The sequence below is a fragment of the Novosphingobium sp. genome, from assembly GCF_049240505.1.
Lineage (GTDB): Bacteria > Pseudomonadota > Alphaproteobacteria > Sphingomonadales > Sphingomonadaceae > Novosphingobium.
This window is the reverse complement of the sequence record NZ_JBMLSM010000234.1, coordinates 13121-31331: the sequence shown is the minus strand read 5'-3', so window position 1 is coordinate 31331 and position 18211 is coordinate 13121. Positions and strand designations below refer to the sequence as shown.

21 protein-coding genes are annotated in these 18211 nt (G+C 63.4%); 16 read left to right on the top strand and 5 right to left on the bottom strand.

The features are described 5' to 3' along the window. Window positions 1–204: 204 nt before the first annotated feature. From ACOVQ0_RS19505 to ACOVQ0_RS19465, 9 genes are all read left to right on the top strand, one after another. Entirely contained in the window at window positions 205–1482 is a 1278-nt protein-coding gene (locus ACOVQ0_RS19505; RefSeq protein ID WP_421888495.1) for a glutamate-5-semialdehyde dehydrogenase, read from the top strand. Continuing rightward, window positions 1446–2126 (top strand): nicotinate-nucleotide adenylyltransferase, encoded by a 681-nt coding sequence (locus ACOVQ0_RS19500; protein WP_421888493.1) that lies wholly within the window; start codon window positions 1446–1448, stop codon window positions 2124–2126. Before ACOVQ0_RS19505 ends, ACOVQ0_RS19500 begins: the two co-directional genes overlap by 37 nt. A 109-nt stretch (window positions 2127–2235) precedes the next feature. Continuing rightward, window positions 2236–2628, top strand: coding sequence for a ribosome silencing factor (gene rsfS, locus ACOVQ0_RS19495; RefSeq protein WP_421888491.1), 393 nt, complete (start codon window positions 2236–2238; stop codon window positions 2626–2628). A 162-nt stretch (window positions 2629–2790) separates the two neighbouring features. Beyond that, a complete protein-coding gene (locus ACOVQ0_RS19490) occupies window positions 2791–3216 on the top strand; it encodes a 23S rRNA (pseudouridine(1915)-N(3))-methyltransferase RlmH (RefSeq protein ID WP_421888489.1) in 426 nt (141 codons plus the stop codon). 8 nt (window positions 3217–3224) lie between these two features. After that, a complete protein-coding gene (locus tag ACOVQ0_RS19485; protein WP_421888487.1) occupies window positions 3225–4442 on the top strand; it encodes a murein hydrolase activator EnvC family protein in 1218 nt (405 codons plus the stop codon). A 127-nt stretch (window positions 4443–4569) separates the two neighbouring features. Beyond that, the gene (locus ACOVQ0_RS19480; protein WP_421888485.1) at window positions 4570–5913 is read left to right on the top strand and encodes a S41 family peptidase; all 1344 of its coding nucleotides are present in this window, start codon (window positions 4570–4572) and stop codon (window positions 5911–5913) included. A gap of 13 nt (window positions 5914–5926) precedes the next feature. Beyond that, window positions 5927–6412 carry a disulfide bond formation protein B gene (locus ACOVQ0_RS19475; protein ID WP_421888484.1) on the top strand — a complete coding sequence of 162 codons (486 nt, stop codon included), beginning with the start codon at window positions 5927–5929 and terminating at the stop codon, window positions 6410–6412. Window position 6413: 1 nt separating this feature from the next. After that, window positions 6414–6926, top strand: a complete 513-nt coding sequence (locus ACOVQ0_RS19470) for a demethoxyubiquinone hydroxylase family protein (RefSeq protein WP_421888483.1) — start codon at window positions 6414–6416, stop codon at window positions 6924–6926. Window positions 6927–7024: 98 nt separating this feature from the next. After that, window positions 7025–7609, top strand: a complete 585-nt coding sequence (locus ACOVQ0_RS19465; protein ID WP_421888481.1) for a hypothetical protein — start codon at window positions 7025–7027, stop codon at window positions 7607–7609. 126 nt (window positions 7610–7735) lie between these two features. Here the strand turns inward: ACOVQ0_RS19465 and fabI are convergent, their stop codons facing one another. From fabI to ACOVQ0_RS19450, 3 genes are all read right to left on the bottom strand, one after another. Continuing rightward, the gene (gene fabI / locus ACOVQ0_RS19460) at window positions 7736–8539 is read right to left on the bottom strand and encodes an enoyl-ACP reductase FabI (protein WP_421888479.1); all 804 of its coding nucleotides are present in this window, start codon (window positions 8537–8539) and stop codon (window positions 7736–7738) included. Beyond that, a complete protein-coding gene (locus ACOVQ0_RS19455) occupies window positions 8536–9534 on the bottom strand; it encodes a YihY/virulence factor BrkB family protein (RefSeq protein ID WP_421888599.1) in 999 nt (332 codons plus the stop codon). Before ACOVQ0_RS19455 ends, fabI begins: the two co-directional genes overlap by 4 nt. Before the next feature lie 78 nt (window positions 9535–9612). Beyond that, the gene (locus tag ACOVQ0_RS19450) at window positions 9613–10563 is read right to left on the bottom strand and encodes a DnaJ C-terminal domain-containing protein (RefSeq protein WP_421888477.1); all 951 of its coding nucleotides are present in this window, start codon (window positions 10561–10563) and stop codon (window positions 9613–9615) included. 222 nt (window positions 10564–10785) lie between these two features. Here ACOVQ0_RS19450 and pdxH point away from each other — a divergent pair, with 222 nt between their 5' ends. Genes pdxH through ACOVQ0_RS19435 form a run of 3 tightly spaced genes read left to right on the top strand, consistent with a single transcriptional unit; the run spans window position 10786 to window position 13181 of the window. Further along, a complete protein-coding gene (pdxH, locus tag ACOVQ0_RS19445) occupies window positions 10786–11397 on the top strand; it encodes a pyridoxamine 5'-phosphate oxidase (RefSeq protein ID WP_421888476.1) in 612 nt (203 codons plus the stop codon). 9 nt (window positions 11398–11406) lie between these two features. After that, complete coding sequence (locus ACOVQ0_RS19440; RefSeq protein ID WP_421888474.1) at window positions 11407–12372, top strand: cation diffusion facilitator family transporter; 966 nt, start codon at window positions 11407–11409, stop codon at window positions 12370–12372. After that, the gene (locus ACOVQ0_RS19435) at window positions 12369–13181 is read left to right on the top strand and encodes a PhzF family phenazine biosynthesis protein (RefSeq protein ID WP_421888472.1); all 813 of its coding nucleotides are present in this window, start codon (window positions 12369–12371) and stop codon (window positions 13179–13181) included. The genes ACOVQ0_RS19440 and ACOVQ0_RS19435 overlap by 4 nt, the downstream gene beginning before the upstream one ends. On the opposite strand, the gene ACOVQ0_RS19430 is transcribed toward ACOVQ0_RS19435, so the two are convergent. Then, on the bottom strand, window positions 13178–14302 hold the full coding sequence (locus ACOVQ0_RS19430) for a serine hydrolase domain-containing protein (protein ID WP_421888471.1): 1125 nt from the start codon (window positions 14300–14302) through the stop codon (window positions 13178–13180). The genes ACOVQ0_RS19435 and ACOVQ0_RS19430 overlap by 4 nt on opposite strands. A gap of 32 nt (window positions 14303–14334) precedes the next feature. On the opposite strand from ACOVQ0_RS19430, the gene ACOVQ0_RS19425 reads away from it, so the two are divergent. Next, entirely contained in the window at window positions 14335–14703 is a 369-nt protein-coding gene (locus ACOVQ0_RS19425; RefSeq protein WP_421888470.1) for a hypothetical protein, read from the top strand. Here ACOVQ0_RS19425 and mnmA read toward each other — a convergent pair. After that, window positions 14657–15844: a tRNA 2-thiouridine(34) synthase MnmA gene (mnmA, locus tag ACOVQ0_RS19420; RefSeq protein WP_421888468.1), complete on the bottom strand. Its 1188-nt coding sequence runs from the start codon at window positions 15842–15844 to the stop codon at window positions 14657–14659. The two genes, ACOVQ0_RS19425 and mnmA, sit on opposite strands and share 47 nt — an antisense overlap. 149 nt (window positions 15845–15993) lie before the next feature. On the opposite strand from mnmA, the gene ACOVQ0_RS19415 reads away from it, so the two are divergent. From ACOVQ0_RS19415 to ACOVQ0_RS19405, 3 genes are all read left to right on the top strand, one after another. Further along, complete coding sequence (locus tag ACOVQ0_RS19415) at window positions 15994–16344, top strand: hypothetical protein (protein WP_421888466.1); 351 nt, start codon at window positions 15994–15996, stop codon at window positions 16342–16344. A gap of 1 nt (window position 16345) precedes the next feature. Beyond that, window positions 16346–16645: a DUF1153 domain-containing protein gene (locus ACOVQ0_RS19410; protein WP_054106994.1), complete on the top strand. Its 300-nt coding sequence runs from the start codon at window positions 16346–16348 to the stop codon at window positions 16643–16645. 384 nt (window positions 16646–17029) lie between these two features. Next, on the top strand, window positions 17030–18208 hold the full coding sequence (locus tag ACOVQ0_RS19405) for an efflux RND transporter periplasmic adaptor subunit (protein WP_421888597.1): 1179 nt from the start codon (window positions 17030–17032) through the stop codon (window positions 18206–18208). The last annotated feature ends 3 nt before the right edge of the window (window positions 18209–18211 follow it).

Genomic DNA, 18211 nt, shown 5'->3' with positions numbered 1-18211 from the left:
CAGCTTGTATTGTTCCCGTCGCGGCGCGCACTAACCGTCCGGTTCCCGGCTGGCGAATCCGATTCCCGCCAAGCGCGCCGAAGCGTGTGAGTCCCCCGATGAATCGTTTGCAATGGTGTGATTGGGCGCACCTTATGCTGCGTCGCGCGGCTTCGAGTCGCCGCGATGGATGACATTGCCCATGCCCGATGCTAGGGCGCTGGCATGTCTACGCAGCCCGTATCGTCCGCCGAATCCGCAACCGATCTGGTCGAAGGCCTTGCCCGTGCCGCGCGCGTCGCGCAGCGCACGCTGGCCCGCATGGATGCGCCAGCGAAAGAGCGCGCGCTGAAACTTGCCGCAGCATCGTTGCGCGCGACAGAGGCGGACATTCTGGCGGCAAACGCGCAGGACATGGCCAATGGCGCTGCCAACGGGCTGACGGCTGCGCTGCTGGACCGCCTGAAGCTCACGCCGGAACGCCTGGCCGGGGTGGCCGATGCGGTGGAGCAGGTGGCTTCGCTGGCCGATCCGGTGGGCGAGGTGATTTCGCAAAGCGAGCGGCCCAACGGCATGGTGCTGCAACGTGTGCGCATTCCCGTGGGCGTGATCGGCATTATCTATGAAAGCCGTCCGAACGTCACCGCCGATGCCGCCGCGCTGTGCGTGCGGTCGGGCAATGCGGCGATTTTGCGGGGCGGATCGGAAGCGGTGCATTCCAACCGTGCGATTCACAAGGCGCTGGTATCGGGCCTGGTCGAAGGTGGCGTGCCTGCCGATGCCGTGCAGCTTCTGCCCACGCAGGATCGTGCTGCCGTGGGTTCCATGCTGGCGGCGGCGGGCCTGATCGACATGATCGTGCCGCGCGGGGGCAAAAGCCTTGTCGCGCGGGTGCAGACCGATGCGCGCGTGCCGGTTCTGGCGCATCTTGACGGGATCAACCACACATTCGTTCACGCTGCTGCCGAGCCGGCGATGGCGCAGGCCATCGTGCTCAATGCCAAGATGCGCCGCACCGGGATTTGCGGGGCGATGGAAACCTTGCTGATCGACGCGACTTATCCTGATCCGCACGGGTTGGTGGAACCGCTGCTCGATGCCGGTTGCGAACTGCGCGGCGATGCCCGTGCCCGCGCCATCGATCCGCGCATCGTGCCGGTGGCGGCGAACGATTGGGACACCGAATATCTCGATGCGATCCTGTCTGTCGCCGTGGTGGACGGATTGGACGAGGCGCTGGCGCATGTTTCCGCCCACGCCTCTGGCCATACCGACGCCATCGTGACCGAGGATCAGGCCGTGGCCGACCGCTTCCTGACCGAAGTGGACAGCGCCATCGTGATGCACAACGCTTCCAGCCAGTTTGCCGATGGCGGCGAGTTCGGGCTGGGCGCGGAAATCGGCATCGCCACCGGGCGGCTGCACGCGCGCGGGCCGGTGGCGCTTGAAGGGCTGACCACCTACAAGTGGCTGGTTCGCGGGGCCGGGCAGGTGCGGCCCTGATTGGTCCTTTGACTGGCCTTTTCGGCGGAAGCTTCAATCCTGCGCACGGTGGGCATCGCCGTGTCACGCTGTTTGCGATGGAAGCGCTGGGGCTGGACGAAGTTTGGTGGCTGGTTTCGCCGGGGAACGTGCTGAAACCTGCGAAAGGCATGGCGCCGCTGGAGGCCCGGCTGGCGTCGGCCCGTGCGATGAGCCGCAACGCGCCGATCCGCGCCACGGCGATAGAGCGTGACCTCGGCACGCGCTTCACCGTTGACACGTTGCGCGCAATCCTGCGGCGTTATCCCAAGCGGCGCTTCGTGTGGATCATGGGGGCCGACAATCTGGCGCAGTTCCACAAGTGGAAGGCCTGGCGCGATATCGCGCGGCTTATGCCGATTGCAGTGATCGCGCGTCCGGGGTATGATGCAGTTGCAATGGCAAGCCCTGCCAATGCCTGGCTGCGCCGCTGGCGCCAGCGGCCCGGACAGTTTGTTTCCGGCGCAAGGCGGAGCGCTCCGGCGCTGACTTTTCTTCGCTTCGATCCTGATGGCCGTTCGGCCAGCGCGATTCGCGCCGCCGACCCTGATTGGGCCAATGCCTTTCGCACGGCAGGCCTGCGCGATGCCGTGACGCATCGCCTGATCGGAAGAGGAAAATCCTGACCGTGCAAGGCCTTTTCGCCCCATTCGCCACAGGGCGAGGAGGCGAAACTCTTGTTCGTGAGAACCGTTATTGCTTGACTCTTGAGCCACGGAGGCCATTTCGCGCAACATGACCAGCGTTCAACCGCTGTCGGCCAAGGCCGACACAGCCCAGAAGATCCCCTACACCCCCGCCGCGCTGCACGATCTCGTGCTGCAGTCGCTTGACGACGATCAGGCGCAGGAGGTGGTTTCCATCCCGCTCGAAGGCAAAAGCTCCGTCGCCGATTTCATGGTGATCGCGTCGGGCCGTTCGACCCGGCAGGTCGCCACGATGGCGCAGAAGCTGTCCGAGCGGATCAAGCACGCGGGCTTTGGCCACGTGCGGATCGAAGGTCTGCCTGCGGCGGACTGGGTTCTGGTGGACGCGGGCGATGTGGTGATCCACCTGTTCCGCCCCGAAGTGCGCACGTTCTACAACCTCGAACGCATGTGGGCGTTCGGAGATGCCGGCGCGGCTTAGTTTGTTGGGTACGCCCTCGGCATCCGCCGAGGGCTTGCGGCACCAGCCCGCTCCCCCGCCCGGCCACCCAGAGCCTACCCGGTAAGGTAGCCGGGCGGGGAAGCGGGCCGGTGCCGCGCATGAGGGATTCATTTCCTCGCAAATCCCCGCTAGACCCCGCCCATGCTCCTGCACATTATCGCTCGCGGAAAGATCGGCCGTTCGCCCGAGGCGGAGTTGGTGGATCGTTATGCGAAGCGGATTTCGTGGGGGTGGAAGGTTACCGAGCTGCCCGACCGGGGCGGAACCGTGCCGCCGCCTTCGCAGACGCCGTTCCGCACCGTGGCGCTGGATGAGCGGGGGAGGCAGCTTACCTCAAGCGAATTTGCCGCAATCCTTGGCCGCTGGCGCGATGATGGCGTGCGTGAGGCGCGGTTCCTGATTGGGGCGGCGGACGGGCACGACGATCCCTTGCGCGAATCCGCCGATCTGCTGATCGCTTTCGGCAAGGCCACCTGGCCGCACATGATGGCGCGGGCAATGCTGGCTGAGCAGCTCTGGCGGGCCACCAGCATTCTTGCTGGCCATCCCTATCATCGCGAGGGATAAGCGGCGGCATGACGTCACGTGTTGCGTTTATTTTCCTGACCTTGGCTCTGGCGGGCGTTGCCGGGTGGCAAGTGACCGCGCAACAGGCCAGCCCCTATGCCGATGCGGGGGAGGCGGGCGAAGTTCTGCGCCGCGCGGGGCAGGCGCTGGCCCAGTCACGCGCGCGGGCCGAACAGCTTGAACAGACCGCGCGCAAGGCAACGGCGGAGGCGGATCGCACGGCGCAGGAAATTGCCGCCGTGGCCGCACGCATCCAGCAATCCGAAGCGGAGATCGCCGTCGCACAAGCGAAGATCGCGCTGATCGAACGCCAGCGCGAGCGGTTGCGCAATCGCATGGCGCAGCGGCAGGAGCCGATCGTGCGGCTGACCGCTGCCTTGCAGATGATGGCGCGCCGTCCGCTGGCCTTCAGTCTGGTGCGGGCCGAGTCCCTGCGCGATACGGTGCATCTGCGCGCGGTGATGGAAACGATGCTGCCCGAAGTGCGCCGCCGCACGGCTGGCCTGCGTGGCGAGATCGAGCGCAGCCGCAAACTTCAGGCCGAGGCGCAACTGGCCGCCAACGCGCAGAAGGACGGCGAAAAGTCGCTGCTGACCCGGCGCACGGAACTTGCCGCGCTCGAAAGCCGCCAGCGCCTTGCCTCACGCGAGGCGCAAGGGGTGGCGAGCCGCGAGGCTGATCGCGCGATGGCGCTGGCAGAGCAGACGCGCGATCTGTCATCGCTGCTCGACCAACTGGAGGAAGACGGCTCGCTGCGGCAGCAGCTCGCGGCATTGCCCGGCCCGGTCCTGCCGCCAAGCCGCCCCGGCGATGTGCTGCAGGTGGTCGATGCGCCGCCCGCGATGCTTGTCACCAATGCGCCGAAGCTGCCGTGGATCATGCCCGTCAGCGGGCGGCTGGTTTCAGGTTTTGGTGCAAGTTCGCCCACAGGCGCAACCACGGGTATCACGCTTGCTCCGGCGGCTGGGGCGCAAGTGGTTTCGCCCGCCGATGGCCGCGTGGCCTTTGCCGGGCCGTATCGCGGTTACGGTACGATCGTTATCGTTGAACACGATGGCGGGTGGACCACGCTCGTCACCAATCTGGGCCGAATCGCGGCACGGGTTGGAGAATCGGTTGTGCAGGGATCGCCGCTTGGCACGGCAGGTCCGGGGCGTCCGGTGCTGACCGTCGAATTGCGGCGCGATGGTGCGCCGGTCAATCCGCTGGAGCAGCAGGGTGGTTGATCGAACAGGGTTCGCCGTTCGTCGATCACGGTGTCTCACCCTGCTGCAAAACCTCATCTGGCGTTAATTCGACGGCGGTTATACAATCGCCCCAATGAACGCTTCCTCGCGAAAGGCCCCCTGGGCAATGAAGTTCGCCGATCTGCTTCGCGCCACCGCGCTGGTTTCTGCCGTGGCTTTGATCCCCGCCGCCACGTCTGGCCTTGCTGCGGTCGATTCGCGCACCGGGCCGGAATTCGGCAAGCTGCTGGCGGTCTATGAACGCATCAAATCGAACTATGTCGAACCGGTAGAGGACGACAAGCTGCTGAAAGGCGCGATCGATGGGATGCTAGCTACGCTCGATCCGCACAGCGCCTATCTCGACGCGCGCGATTTCGAGAATCTGCGCACGCAGACCGAAGGGTCATACGGCGGCCTTGGCCTCTCGGTCACGCTGGATGATGGCGCGGTCAAGGTCATCGCGCCGACCAAGGGCAGCCCTGCCGATGTGGCTGGCGTCAAGGCGGGCGACTACATCACGCATCTGGATGGCAAGCTGATCTATGGCGGCTCGCTGGACGAAGCGGTCGACCAGATGCGGGGCGTACCGGGCACGCAGATCAAGCTGAGCGTATTCCGCCCCGGCCGTGACGAGCCTTTCGACGTGACGATCACGCGCCAGATCATCGAGTTGAAGCCGGTGGAGTGGGAGCTTCAGGGCAGCGTTGCGGTGATTTCCGTTTCCAGTTTCAGCGCCGATGTCGGCGCTTCGGTCAAGAAGGCCTGGGTCGAGGCGAAAGCAAAGTCGGGGGGCAAGGTCACCGGTCTGGTGCTCGACCTGCGCGGCAATCCCGGCGGATTGCTGGACGAAGCGATTGCGCTGTCGGACCTGTTCCTCGAACGGGGCAACATCGTTTCGCAGCGAGGCCGCTATGCCCGCGACACCGAAGTCTATCCGGCAGAAATCGACACCAAGGGCGATATCGCTAAGGGCACGCCGATGATCGTGCTGATCGACGAAGGTTCTGCCTCCGCGTCCGAAATCGTCGCTGGTGCGTTGCAGGACCAGCATCGCGCCGTGGTGATGGGCCAGCGCAGTTTCGGCAAGGGCAGCGTGCAGACGCTGATTCCGCTGACCAAGGATACGGCGGTGAAGCTGACGACGGCGCGCTATTTCACGCCATCGGGCCGTTCGGTGCAGGAAGGCGGCATCGATCCCGATATCGCCGTGCCGCAGATTTCCGATCCCGACCTGCGCAAGCGGCAGGCGCGGTCCTATCGTGAAAGCGATCTGCGCGGCCATCTGATCAACGAGATCAAGATGGAGGACAAGGATCTTGAAAAGGACAAGATCGACGATCCCCGTTTCAAGATGACGGCGGAAGAGCTGAAGGCCAAGAACATCAAGGATTTCCAGCTCTATTACGCGGTGCAGACGCTGGGCCGCACCGCGCCGCGCACGGCGCTTGCGGCAAAGTCGAAGCGGTAATAGGGCAGGCGGCATGACACCGCTTCAGGCCCGCAATGCCGCCTATTCGCTTGCTCTTGCCGTGCCCGCCGCGCTGATGGCGGGCGCGCTGATATCGCAATACGTGTTCGGGCTTTTCCCTTGCGAGATGTGCTGGTGGCAGCGCTATCCGCACATCGCGGCCATCGTGCTGGCGCTGCTGGCCTTCACGATGAAAGGCAAAGGCGCGGGCGACATGGCGGTGATCCTTGCCGCCACGGCTACCAGCATTTCCGGTCTGATCGGCGCATTTCATGCCGGCGTGGAATATGGCTGGTGGGAAGGCGTGACCGCCTGCGCCACCGTGGCGGAAAGCGGCGGCAATGCGCTGGATGCGATCATGAATGCGCCGGTTATCCGCTGCGATGTTGCCCCTTGGTCCCTCTTCGGCGTGAGCCTTGCCGGGTTCAACTTCCTGATTTCGCTTACGGGCGCGGTGCTGGTGTTCGCGCTTCTGGGAAAAGGCCGGAAGGGAGCCTGAGATGACCGCCAAGACCGCTGAAATGCTGCGTGTGGATCAGGCCGGAGAATATGGTGCCACGCGCATCTATGCCGGGCAGCTTGCCGTCATGGGCAATCGCGCGCCCCATTCGGCAGAGATCGCGGCGATGGCCGAACAGGAAGCCGACCACCGCAAGCGCTTCGACGAACTGCTCGCAAAGCGTGGGGTGCGCCCCACGGCGTTGCAGCCGGTATGGTCGGTGGCAGGGTTTGCGCTGGGCGCTGCAACCGCGCTGATCGGTCCGAAAGCGGCGATGGCCTGCACGGCTGCGATCGAAACCGAGATTGATCTGCATTATACCGAACAGCTTGAGCAATTGGGCAACAAAGATCCTGAACTCGCTGAAATGATCCGCGAATTTCGCGATGACGAACGCGAACATCGGGATGCGGCGCTCGCTGCCGGTGCAGAACAGGCGCCTGCCTATCCGGTGCTGTTCACTGCTATCCGCCTTGGCTGCCGGGCCGCGATTGCGCTTTCGAAGCGGATTTGATCCAGCGCAGGGAAATCCCTCCGCATTTCGGCTCTTCATCTACCATTCACAGCGCCCGCGCCCTATATCGAGGGTAAGCCTCGACCGGAGATTTCACGATGAAGCGCCTGATTCCTGCCGTCCTGCTGCTGTCCAGCGCGCTTTCTGTCCCCGCATTTGCGCAAGGTGCTGATCAGCCGCTGGTCGATCCTTCGGGTGAGCGGGTGAACCAGTTGATCGTCTATGGCGATGATCCCTGCCCCAAATCCGATGGCAACACGATCACCGTCTGCGCACGCAAGGAAGAGGAAGAGCGCTTCCGCATTCCCCGGCCGTTCCGCGAAAACCTTGAAGCGCCTGCCAACCGTTCATGGACGGATCGGGTGAAGGCCTATGAAACGGTGGGCAACTTCGGCACCAATTCCTGCTCTGCCGTGGGGGCTGGCGGGGCAACGGGTTGCCTGGGCAAGCTGATCGACCGCGCCTATGCCGAAAAGAAGAACAGCCCCGACGTGCAGTTCGGCAAGCTGATCGAGGAAGAGCGCGAAAAGCGGCTGAGCACGATCGATGCCGATGCCGCCGCCGAACAGGCACGTGTCGAGCAGATCGAGAAGGAATATGAAGCCCGGCTCAAGCGCGAACGTGATGGCGTTCCTGCGCCGACTGGCGGCGATCAGCCGTTGCCTGCACCGCAGCAGCCCTGATCTTTTACAAGAATTTCGTCATTCCCGCGCAGGCGGGAATCCAGTTCTGACGGTTGCTCGCTGGATTCCCGCCTGCGCGGGAATGACGAAGCTTGTGATGGTGGCAGCGAAGTCGCTGCCACCAAATCACCCCAGCGCGATATCCGGCGCGTCTTCCTGCTTCATGCCGACCGTGTGATATCCGGCATCCACGTGGTGCGTTTCGCCGGTCACGCCCGATGACAGGTCGGACAGGAAATAGAGGCCTGCACCGCCCACGTCTTCGATGGTCACGTTCCGGCGCAACGGGCTGTTCAGTTCGTTCCACTTCAGGATGTAGCGGAAATCGCCGATGCCACTGGCGGCCAGCGTCTTGATCGGGCCAGCGGAAATCGCGTTCACGCGCACGCCCGCAGGGCCGCAATCGTTGGCGAGGTATTTCACGCTTGCTTCCAGCGCTGCCTTGGCCACGCCCATCACGTTGTAGTGCGGCACGACCTTTTCCGCGCCGTAATAGGTGAGCGTGAGGATCGATCCGCCTGCCGACATCATCTCCATCGCGCGCTTGGTTACGGCGACAAGGCTGTAGGCCGAGATGTTCATCGTCATCAGGAAGTTGTCGAGCGTTGTGTCGTAGAACTTGCCGCGCAGCTGGTTCTTGTCGGAATAGCCGATAGCGTGGACGATGAAATCGATCGTCGGCCAGCGGGCCTTCAAAGTCTCGAACGTCTGATCAAGCGCATCCATGTCGGACACGTCGCATTCGATCAGGAAATCGCTGCCAAGGCTGGCGGCCAATGGGCGCACGCGCTTTTCCAGCGCTTCGCCCTGATAGGAGAAGGCGAGTTCGGCGCCATGTTCATGCAATTGCTTGGCAATGCCCCAGGCCAGCGACTTGTCATTGGCGAGGCCCATGATCAGGCCACGTTTGCCTTGCATAAGTCCGGTCATGCGTTTTCGTTCTCGCTTCTTGTATCGTTCCCGGCGCCCGGTCGCAGTGCGCGGACGCGATTGTCGACCTGGCCCAGCATGTCCCGCTCTTCCGGTGTTTCGGCAAGTGCGGCGTTGAGTTCGGCTCCTACAACCATCCCTAAGCCGACAAGCCAGAAAAAGAAAAGGGCGATCATGATTCCGGCAAGGCTGCCATAGGTGAGATCATAGGAGAAAAACGTCCGCAATGCACCCGGAAGCGCGGTGGTAACGGCAATCCACCATGCTGTGACGAACAGCGCGCCCGGCCACTTGGGATAATCGCGCCCGCGATAGCTGCCGGGTGTCAGCGAAATGAACAGCAGCCATAGCGCGCCATAGAGCACCGCGGCCGGAATGAAGCGTGACAGCGCGAGGCCGGAGACGAGATCGCCGAACTGCGGCAGGAAAGCCTCGATCACTTCCTGCGCCGCGCCGATCAGCACTTGCGCGAAGATTGCCAGCAGAATCAGCACCACCGATGCGATGATGATTCCCGTGGACATCAGGCGATAACGCCAGAAAGCGTGTTCCCAATGCGTGCCATAGGCCCGGCGCAGGATGTCACGAATGGTTTCCACCAGACTGCCCACGGTCCACAGGCCGACCAAGCCGCCGATCCACAGCAGCCACCCGCTGCGCGCCTCGATCACGCTGCGGGCCACAGGTTCGATGGTGGCGGCAACAACCGGGGGGAGAGCGATCAGCACCGTATCGATGGCAGCGGCGCGCTGGCTGGCTTCTCCGATCAGGGAAAACAGTGCGGCACTGGCGATGAAGAAAGGGAACAGCGCGATCACGATCATATAGGCAAGGTTGCCTGCATGGATCGAACCATCGTTGAACACGCCGGTCCATACGCGCTTGACCACTTCCCACGCGCGACTCCCCGGACCAAGCCGTTCGCGCGCTTCGACAAGCCCCTCGCGCCAGCGCAGCGCTTCTTCGCGACGGGCTTCGGGTGAAAGGTTGGGCATGTCGAGCAGCGCGTGCTGTTCGCAAGGAGCATCACCCGGCGGTGGTTGGCCGGGTTCGCTCACGCCTTGTTCCTGTCCTCAGACACCAAGTTTGTCGCGAAGGTTGCGCATGTCGGCCCAACCATCGAGACGCGCTTTCAGATCCATGTCTTCGGCAGGAATATCTATCTGGAGTGTGACCAGCTGGTCGCCCCGCGTCCCGTCCTTGCGGGAAAAGCCCCGGCCTTTGAGGCGCAGCGTGCGCCCGCTGGAACTTCCCGGCGCAACCGTGAGCATGACCGCGCCATCCACGGTGGGCACTTTCACTTTCGCGCCGCCCACCGCTTCGGACAGGGTGATCGGCAGATCGAGCCGGATGTTGTCGCCATCGCGCTCGTAAAACGGATGGCTGCCGATCTCGATGGTCACGATCGCATCGCCACTGCCGCCGGGGCCAGGTTCACCCTTGCCGCCAAGGCGCATCTGCTGACCGTTTTCAAGGCCAGCAGGCAGCTTGAGGTCGACGGATTTGCCATCGGACAAGGTGATGCGCTGATTCGCGCGCGTCGCTGCATCGATGAACGAGACTTGCAGGCGATAGCTGACGTTCGCGCCCTTGGGCGGTGGGCCACGGCGTGCGCCGCCGCCCATGCCGCCCCCACCCATTCCTCCACGTCCGCCGAACAGGCCTTCGAAGATATCGCCGATGTCGATGCCTTCGGCACCGCCGCCGAAGCCGCCTTCGAAACCGCCATCGTGGCGGAATCCGCCTTGCTGACCGCGAAAACCGCCACCACCGCCAAAGCCACCGCCAAACGGGCCAGCGGGATTGCCATCGGCGTCGATTTCGCCCCGGTCGAACTTGGCCCGCTTGTCCTTGTCGGACAGCAGGTCATAGGCGCGCGTCACTTCGGAGAAGCGTTCGGCCGCCTTGGGGTTATCCTTGTTGGTATCCGGGTGCAGTTCCTTGGCCAGCTTGCGATAGGCGGACTTGATGTCCTTCTCGCTCGCGCTGCGGGGAACGCCCAGAATTGAATACGGATCTGCCATGTGCGCATAGCTAGGGCGCGCAAAGCCCGCCCGCAAGGCTGGCTTTCCTACTTCGCGATGAGGGAGTAGGCCGGGACCATGCAATTGATCCCGGTCATTGAGAGGCGCAGTGCACAAGGCCGGAGGCTTCGCCAAAGCAGGGACATTGTACGATGCCCCAAAGGCTCCTGACTGTTTCTTTCAGGACAGTGTAAACCCCGTAAACCCTTTCAGGAAAAGCCCGTGAAACCTGAACAGAATTCCGATGCCATTCCGCACGCCGATCCGATTGCGATCTTCGAATCCTGGTTTTCGGAAGCCAAACTGGCCGAACCGAACGACCCGAACGCGATGGCGCTGGCGACAGCCACGCCAGATGGCCTGCCTTCGGTGCGGATGGTGCTGCTGAAGGGCCACGGCCCGGACGGTTTCGTGTTCTACACCAACTTCCACAGCCGCAAGGGCGGTGAACTGGCGGCGAATGGCCATGTTGCGCTGCTGTTTCACTGGAAGTCGCTGCGCCGCCAGATTCGCATCGAAGGCGCGATTGCAGAGGTCAGCGCGACCGAAGCCGATGCCTACTTCGCCAGCCGCCATCCCGAATCGCGGCTCGGCTCTGCTGCATCGGACCAGTCGCGCCCGCTGCCTGATCGACAGGCCTATCTTGATCGCGTTGCGGCGCTGCGGGCCGCATATCCCGATGGCAACGTGCCGCGGCCCGCGCATTGGTCTGGTTATCGCGTGAGGCCTTCAGCAATCGAGTTCTGGCAGGACCGCGACTATCGCCTGCACGAACGCCGCCGGTTTGTTGCCGATGGCGCAGGTGGGTGGACCAGCAGCCTGCTTTATCCCTAAGGATGCGCCATGACCGCACATCACAATGACCTGAACAGGAAAGCCGCGCTTGCCAGCATCGCCGTTGCCGTGCTGCTGGTGGGTATGAAGGCGTGGGCGGTCATTTCTACCGGCTCGACCGCCATGCTCGGCAGCCTTGCCGATACGGCGCTGGATCTGGTCGCGAGTATTGCCACGCTGCTGGGCGTGTGGGTCGCCTCGCAACCGGACGATCACAATCACCGCTTCGGGCATGGCAAGGCCGAGGCGCTGGCGGCGATGTTTCAGGTGGTGCTGATCTCGATATCGGCCATCGGCCTTGCCTTCCGGGCCATCGGCCAGTTTCTGGGGCAGGCGCAAGTGGCCGAAGCGGAATCGGGCGTGATCGTTTCGACCATTGCGCTTGGTGCCACGGTGGCGCTCCTGGCCTATCAGCGCCATGTGATCCGGCAGACCGGCAGCCTTGCGATCAGCACGGACAATGTGCACTACAAATCCGATCTGTTCCTGAACCTTGCGGTCATCGCGGCGCTGGTGCTCGATACATGGCTGGGGATCACCGGCGCGGACGCGGTCTTCGCTTTCGGCATTGCACTGTGGCTGGCGTGGGGCGCATGGGGCGCTTCGCAGGAAGCGGTGGACCAGCTGATGGACCATGAATGGCCGCTCGAAAAGCGGGAACGCTTTCTGGAAGTGGTGGCGCAGCATCCCGAATTGAAAGGGCTGCACGATCTGCGCACGCGGACGAGCGGCAATCGCGATTTCGTTCAGTTCCATGTCTGGGTGGACGGGCGCATGACGGTAACAGAGGCGCATCGGGTTATGGACGAGATCGAGGACAAGCTGACGGCGGCCTTTCCTGGCGTTGAAATCCTTATCCATCCCGATCCCGAAGGGCTGGTCGACGAAGGCATGATCGGAGCCGAGAACCTTCTGGAAACCGGCCCGGACGGCACCAGTCCTGCCATCCTTGCGCAAGGAGCGCCCGGCAAGTGAATAACAAGGTTCCCTATTTCCACATCGATGCTTTCACTGCCAAGGCGCTGGCCGGCAACCAGGCGGCAGTAATGATGCTGGAAGCCTGGCCGGACGATGCCACGCTGCAGGCAATCGGCGCGGAAAACATGTTTGCCGAAACCGCGTTTCTTGTGCCGGACCACACCGGTGAAGCCGATTTCGAACTGCGCTGGTTCACGCCCGCCGTGGAAGTGGTGATGTGCGGTCATGCCACATTGGCATCAGGGCACGTGGTGCTGGCGCAAGACCCCATGCGCGGGCGCGTGACTTTTGCCACGCGTAAGGTCGGGATTCTGGAAGTGGCGCGCGATGGCGATCGCTATGTCCTGTCGCTACCGGTCGTATCGACTTCGCCGGGCAGCTTTGACGCGGCTGTGCCGCTGCTGGGCACCCCGGTGCCGGACGAAGTGTGGCAGTGCGCGGGCTATAACCTGTTCGTCTATCCCAGCGCTGCCGATGTCCTTGCGCTTGCACCTGATTTCAAGGCGCTGCTGCAATTCGGGGACGTGCAGTTCATCGCCACGGCACCGGGCATGGGGCACCCGTCGGGAGCCGATGTTGTCAGTCGGGTGTTCGTACCCGGCGGCGGAGTCGATGAAGACGCGGCAACGGGTTCGGCCCACGCAGCGCTGACGCCGCTGTGGGCGCACAAGCTGGGGCACGATGCGTTCGCCGCGCATCAGGCTTCGGCACGCGGTGCGGATTTCGCCTGCCGTCTGGCAGGGGATCGCGTGCTTCTGGGCGGCGACTGTGTGACCGTGGTCGAAGGGCTGTTCCGTCTTCCTTAGCGGTAAAGCGCCACCACATCGGCAAGGCCATCGACCACCTTGCCAAGCTGATCGTCCTGCGTCTTGCCAAGACGGACGATGGTCAGTTTGCGTGAAGGGCTGACCAGCACATATTGGCCGAGATGGCCGATGCAGGCGTAGAGGTCTTTCGGGCCACGATCCGGGAAAAGCGCCGGTTCGCCGTGCGTCGCGTTTCTATTCAGCCAGATCTGCGCGCCGTACTGGGCCTCGCGCGGGGAAGGCGTGACCATGAATTCGATCCATTGGCGCGGCATGATCTGCGCGCCCTTGACCGAACCCTTGTTGCGCAGAAATTCGCCGAACTTGCCCCAATCGCGCGCGTTGCCGTGAATCAGCGAACCGCCGACGAGCGTTCCGGTGGCATCGAATTCGGGCAACATCGACTTCATCCCCGCCGGTTCGAACAGGCGCGTGCGCAAGTATTCTGCCACCGCATTGCGGCGACTTTCGGCTTCGGGCGCAGGGGTGAGCACGCGTGCGGCAAGGTCGGCAAGGATCACGCTGGTCGCGCTGGAATATTCGAACTTGCGGCCTGGCTCAGCCTCAAGCGGCTGGTCTTCGGCATAGCGGGCCATATCATCGCGCCCGTCGAGGAACAGCATCCGCACTTCGTCTGATTCGTCAACAGGTTCAATCGCTTCGGCGTGACGCAGGCCGGAACGCATCTGAAGAAGCTGGCGCAGCGTGATTTCGCCACGCGGATCGCCGGGGCGTTGCCACGCGGGGACCGGCGCGGTTTCGTCCAAACGCAGCCGACCATCGGATACGAGCATACCGATCATCACGCCGGTAACCGATTTGGCCATCGACCAACTGACGAAGCGCGTATTCTCGTGGTAACCTTCGGCATAGCGTTCTGCCACGATCCGACCGCCGCGCATGACGATCACTGCGCGGGTTTCCCCCATTTCGGGTGCGAAAAGCGCATCGATCGCGCGGGCGAGCTTTTCACGGTCCGTTCCCGGCGATTTTACGACTGCTTTCAACGCCTGATCGGAAAGCGGTGGCGGCCCTTCGGGCGCATTCGTCCCCTGCGAACAACTGCCAAGGGCTGGCAGCAGCGCAAGTGCAAGGATAAGGGAGAGCGAACGGCGGGCCATCGGGTCCGTACTTTCGACCAGAATCGGCAGTAATGGCAACCGGCAACCACAGTTCCCCCACAGCTCCGTCCCTGACGATTGGACCAAAACGGCGCTGGTGGCTGCGCATCGTCCTTGTCGTGCTGGCGCTGGTGTTGATCGCGCTGGCGGTATTCTGGTCATCCATCCGCAGTTACGCGATGACGGGAACCAGCTATGGTGCGCGGGTTGCCTGTTCGTGCCGCTATGCCGGAGGGCGCGATCTTTCAGATTGCCGGAAAGACTTCGAGCCGGGAATGGAACTGGTGAGCCTGAGCGAGGACAGCGACGCCAAGAACGTGACGGCGCGTTTCGCGCTGATGTTCAGCCAGACCGCTACCTACAAGGAAGGCTGGGGCTGCGTGCTGGAGCCGTGGAAGTAGATGAGGAAATCCAGCGTTCGGTCGAATCGATCCAGCCGCCACCAATGACCCGTTCACCCGCATAGATGACCGCTGCCTGTCCGGGGGCCACGCCGTATTCCGGTTGGGTGAAGCGGATCGTGGTTGTTGCGCCGAGGCCGAACGGACCTTCGAGAATGATCGGCACCGGTTTGGCCAGTGAGCGCACTTTTGCCGTGAGCGGGCCTTCGGGAAGCGGGCCGATCCGGTTGGTTTCGGTGATGATCGCGCTGCCGACTGCCAGCATCGGGCGCGGGCCGACCAGCACGCGGCGCGACGGGGCATCAAGGCCGATCACATAGAGCGGTTCTGGCTGGCCGCCGATTTCAAGGCCCCGGCGCTGACCCACGGTATAGTGAATGATTCCGCGATGGGTGCCCAGCACGTCGCCGGTTGCCGCGTGGACGATCTCGCCCGGCGCTTCGCCTTCGGGACGGACGGCGCGGACGATCTTGGCATAATCGCCATCGGGCACGAAGCAGATATCCTGACTGTCCGGCTTGGCAGCAACGACAAGGCCCATCGCTTCGGCCATGCGGCGCGTTTCGGTCTTGGGCAGGCCGCCCAAGGGGAAGCGCAGGAAGGCAAGCTGTTCCGCGGTTGTGCCATAGAGGAAATAGGACTGGTCGCGCGCAGGATCGGCGGCGCGGTGCAGTTCGGGGCCATGAGCAGCCATCACGCGGCGCACGTAATGCCCGGTGGCGAGGCAATCTGCGCCGAGTTCGCGCGCCATTGCCAGCAGGTCCGTGAACTTCGGCCCCATGTTGCAGCGGACGCAGGGGATCGGGGTGCGGCCATTGAGGTAATCATCGGCGAAGCGTTCGACCACTTCCTCACGGAAGCTCGATTCGTGGTCGAACACGTAATGCGCGATACCGAGTCGGTCGGCCACGGCCCGTGCATCGCGGATATCATCGCCTGCGCAGCACGCGCCCTTGCGCCCGGTGGCGGCACCGTAATCGTAAAGCTGCAGCGTTACGCCGATGACTTCTGCGCCCGTGGCTGCAGCCATGCCCGCAACGACCGAGCTATCGACCCCGCCGGACATGGCAACGACGATGCGCCGCGCGGCAAGCGGGCCGGCGAGATCGAAAAGGCTGGAGGTATCGGAGTCTGCGAACATCGGCGCGCCATAGGCGGATTCCCTCCCTAGCGCAAAATCGAAGAAGCAACCCTTTGGGGCGACACAAAAATGCGATGACCTGAACAAAAGGTAAGTGCGGCCTTTACCGGACCTTAGCCATCTCGCCCCTAGAAGGCTTGGCGATGGACATGAGCTTTGAGAATCCTGCCGCCTGGGCACTGAACGATGTTGCGCCCGACGCAACATACGGGCTGCGTCCGGTGACGTGGCACGGCCTGTGTGCGCAGATCACGGCCATGCAGGACTTGCGCCGTGCGCTGGCACACACGCCCGTGCAGACTGAGGCAGGAGTGACCAGCAGCTTCGATGCCGGAACCGCCAAACTCATTGCAGCCGGGTTTTCGGGCATTCCGGCGCAGGAGGCAATGTATGAAGGTCCTGTTAACCCAAACTCTTCAGTGAATGGCAAAGCCCTTTTTGCCAAATCGGATGACGCAATGACCGGGGTCTGGACGGACCGCGCTGAAGCACGAGATTGACATGATCGAGAACCAGAAAATCCGCCCGGCACAAGTGATCGGCCCGCTCGGCGAGCCGCTGACAGTCGACAGCCTGCCGCCGCCGAGCACCACCCGCTGGGTCGTTCGCCGGAAGGCCGAAGTCGTGGCTGCCGTTAACGGTGGTCTGCTGACGATCGACGAAGTTTGTGAACGCTACAGCCTGACGCTCGAGGAATTTGCCTCATGGCAGCGCGCGGTAGACCGTTCGGGGATGCAGGGGCTGCGTGTGACCCGTATCCAGCATTACCGTGATCTGTACGAGCGCCAGCTCAAATACTGATCGCTTTCACCAGCTCCATCCGCGGCGGCCGTCTCCTTCGGGAGGCGGCCGTTGTTCTTTGGGGCATCTGGAAAGGTCAATGCGATCAGCTGAAAAGCACGGCCTTCAGCGTTACAGAAAGTTACAGGTGCAAGAAAGACACGCGCTCCGTTTTGGCGTAAGTCCCTCGTCGAGACTGAATTGCGCCTCGTCGGATCGAAGTCTATTGCTGTTGTCCGACCTGCCATAGGGGCAGTGCCGCAATGCTTGCGGCTAGTGCGTTATGAATGTAACACACCAACTTGAGCAGAAGGGGCCAGCCTTCGCTCCGGTGCGGTTAAGATGCCAGCGCGGCAAGATGCCAAAGTGGTAGATTGCCGTAGCGGGGGGATGGCAGAGAAAAGCATGAACTACGAATCGACCATTGACGCCGATGCAGCACGCGAAATCAACACTTTTGACGGTGGTGATGACGAGGCAAAGTCCGCGAGGCGGCGCAACTGGCTGATTGCTGGTGTGGTGCTGGCTGTGCTGGTGATTGCCTGGTACTTCATGCATGATAGCAACTCTGCAACCACGCAGAACGGTGGTGCCGCGCAGGCGCAGGTCGTGACCGTGGTGGTTCCTGGCCAGACGACGATTGCCAACACCATCACTGCCAGCGGCACGATCGCCGCTCGCCGCGAAATGCCGGTTGGCGTTGCGGGCGAAGGCGGGCAAGTTCTGCGGGTTCTGGTGGATGCTGGTGACTGGGTTCAGGCGGGCCAAGTGCTGGCCGTGATCGACCGCGCGGTGCAGGGCCAGCAGATTGCCAGCCAGGCTGCGAACGTCGAAGTGGCTGCCGCCGATGCGCGGCTGGCGCAGGCGAATCTGGATCGTGCGCTCAAACTGGTGGAGCGCGGCTTCATCTCCAAGGCTGATGTGGATCGGTTGACCGCAACCCGTGATGCGGCCGTGGCTCGTGTGGGCGTGGCGCGTGCCGGGCTTGGCGAACTGCGCGAACGTGCCGCGCGGCTGAACATCGTTGCTCCGGCGGCGGGCCTTGTGCTGACGCGCGCGGCTGAGCCGGGCCAGATCGTCAGCCCCAGCGCTGGTGTGCTGTTCTCGATGGCGCGGGACGGGCAGATGGAAATGCAGGCGCGCCTGTCCGAAGCCGATCTTGCGCGGCTTTCGGTGGGGGCCACCGCCGAGATCACACCGGTAGGGGCGACCCGCAGCTTCAAGGGTGAGGTGTGGCAGGTTTCCCCCACGATTGATCAGACCACGCGCGAAGGTATTGCCCGCATCGCGCTGTCCTATGACAAGGATCTGCGTCCCGGCGGGTTTGCCACGGCGCAACTGCGCGCAGGCACGATCACTGCCCCGCTTCTTCCCGAATCCGCGATCCTGAGCGACGAAAAAGGCTCGTTCGTCTATGTGGTCGATGCTGACAACAAGGCGCAGCGTCGCGCGGTGAAGACCGGCGAGGTCAGCCAGCGCGGGATTGCCGTGATGGAAGGTCTGAACGGGCGCGAGCGCATTGTGTTGCGTGCGGGCGGATTCCTCAATCCGGGCGACAAGGTTCAGCCGGTACTGGCGAAGTAGGGT

What these genes read in the sequence shown, in the direction of transcription:
- ACOVQ0_RS19505 (WP_421888495.1), top strand. Translation starts at nt 205, where the DNA reads ATGTCTACGCAGCCCGTATCGTCCGCCGAATCCGCAACCGATCTGGTC.
- rsfS (WP_421888491.1), top strand. Translation starts at nt 2,236, where the DNA reads ATGACCAGCGTTCAACCGCTGTCGGCCAAGGCCGACACAGCCCAGAAG.
- ACOVQ0_RS19490 (WP_421888489.1), top strand. Translation starts at nt 2,791, where the DNA reads ATGCTCCTGCACATTATCGCTCGCGGAAAGATCGGCCGTTCGCCCGAG.
- ACOVQ0_RS19485 (WP_421888487.1), top strand. Translation starts at nt 3,225, where the DNA reads ATGACGTCACGTGTTGCGTTTATTTTCCTGACCTTGGCTCTGGCGGGC.
- ACOVQ0_RS19480 (WP_421888485.1), top strand. Translation starts at nt 4,570, where the DNA reads ATGAAGTTCGCCGATCTGCTTCGCGCCACCGCGCTGGTTTCTGCCGTG.
- ACOVQ0_RS19475 (WP_421888484.1), top strand. Translation starts at nt 5,927, where the DNA reads ATGACACCGCTTCAGGCCCGCAATGCCGCCTATTCGCTTGCTCTTGCC.
- ACOVQ0_RS19470 (WP_421888483.1), top strand. Translation starts at nt 6,414, where the DNA reads ATGACCGCCAAGACCGCTGAAATGCTGCGTGTGGATCAGGCCGGAGAA.
- ACOVQ0_RS19465 (WP_421888481.1), top strand. Translation starts at nt 7,025, where the DNA reads ATGAAGCGCCTGATTCCTGCCGTCCTGCTGCTGTCCAGCGCGCTTTCT.
- fabI (WP_421888479.1), bottom strand. Translation starts at nt 8,539, where the DNA reads ATGACCGGACTTATGCAAGGCAAACGTGGCCTGATCATGGGCCTCGCC.
- ACOVQ0_RS19455 (WP_421888599.1), bottom strand. Translation starts at nt 9,534, where the DNA reads ATGCCCAACCTTTCACCCGAAGCCCGTCGCGAAGAAGCGCTGCGCTGG.
- ACOVQ0_RS19450 (WP_421888477.1), bottom strand. Translation starts at nt 10,563, where the DNA reads ATGGCAGATCCGTATTCAATTCTGGGCGTTCCCCGCAGCGCGAGCGAG.
- ACOVQ0_RS19440 (WP_421888474.1), top strand. Translation starts at nt 11,407, where the DNA reads ATGACCGCACATCACAATGACCTGAACAGGAAAGCCGCGCTTGCCAGC.
- ACOVQ0_RS19430 (WP_421888471.1), bottom strand. Translation starts at nt 14,302, where the DNA reads ATGGCCCGCCGTTCGCTCTCCCTTATCCTTGCACTTGCGCTGCTGCCA.
- ACOVQ0_RS19425 (WP_421888470.1), top strand. Translation starts at nt 14,335, where the DNA reads ATGGCAACCGGCAACCACAGTTCCCCCACAGCTCCGTCCCTGACGATT.
- mnmA (WP_421888468.1), bottom strand. Translation starts at nt 15,844, where the DNA reads ATGTTCGCAGACTCCGATACCTCCAGCCTTTTCGATCTCGCCGGCCCG.
- ACOVQ0_RS19415 (WP_421888466.1), top strand. Translation starts at nt 15,994, where the DNA reads ATGAGCTTTGAGAATCCTGCCGCCTGGGCACTGAACGATGTTGCGCCC.
- ACOVQ0_RS19410 (WP_054106994.1), top strand. Translation starts at nt 16,346, where the DNA reads ATGATCGAGAACCAGAAAATCCGCCCGGCACAAGTGATCGGCCCGCTC.
- ACOVQ0_RS19405 (WP_421888597.1), top strand. Translation starts at nt 17,030, where the DNA reads ATGAACTACGAATCGACCATTGACGCCGATGCAGCACGCGAAATCAAC.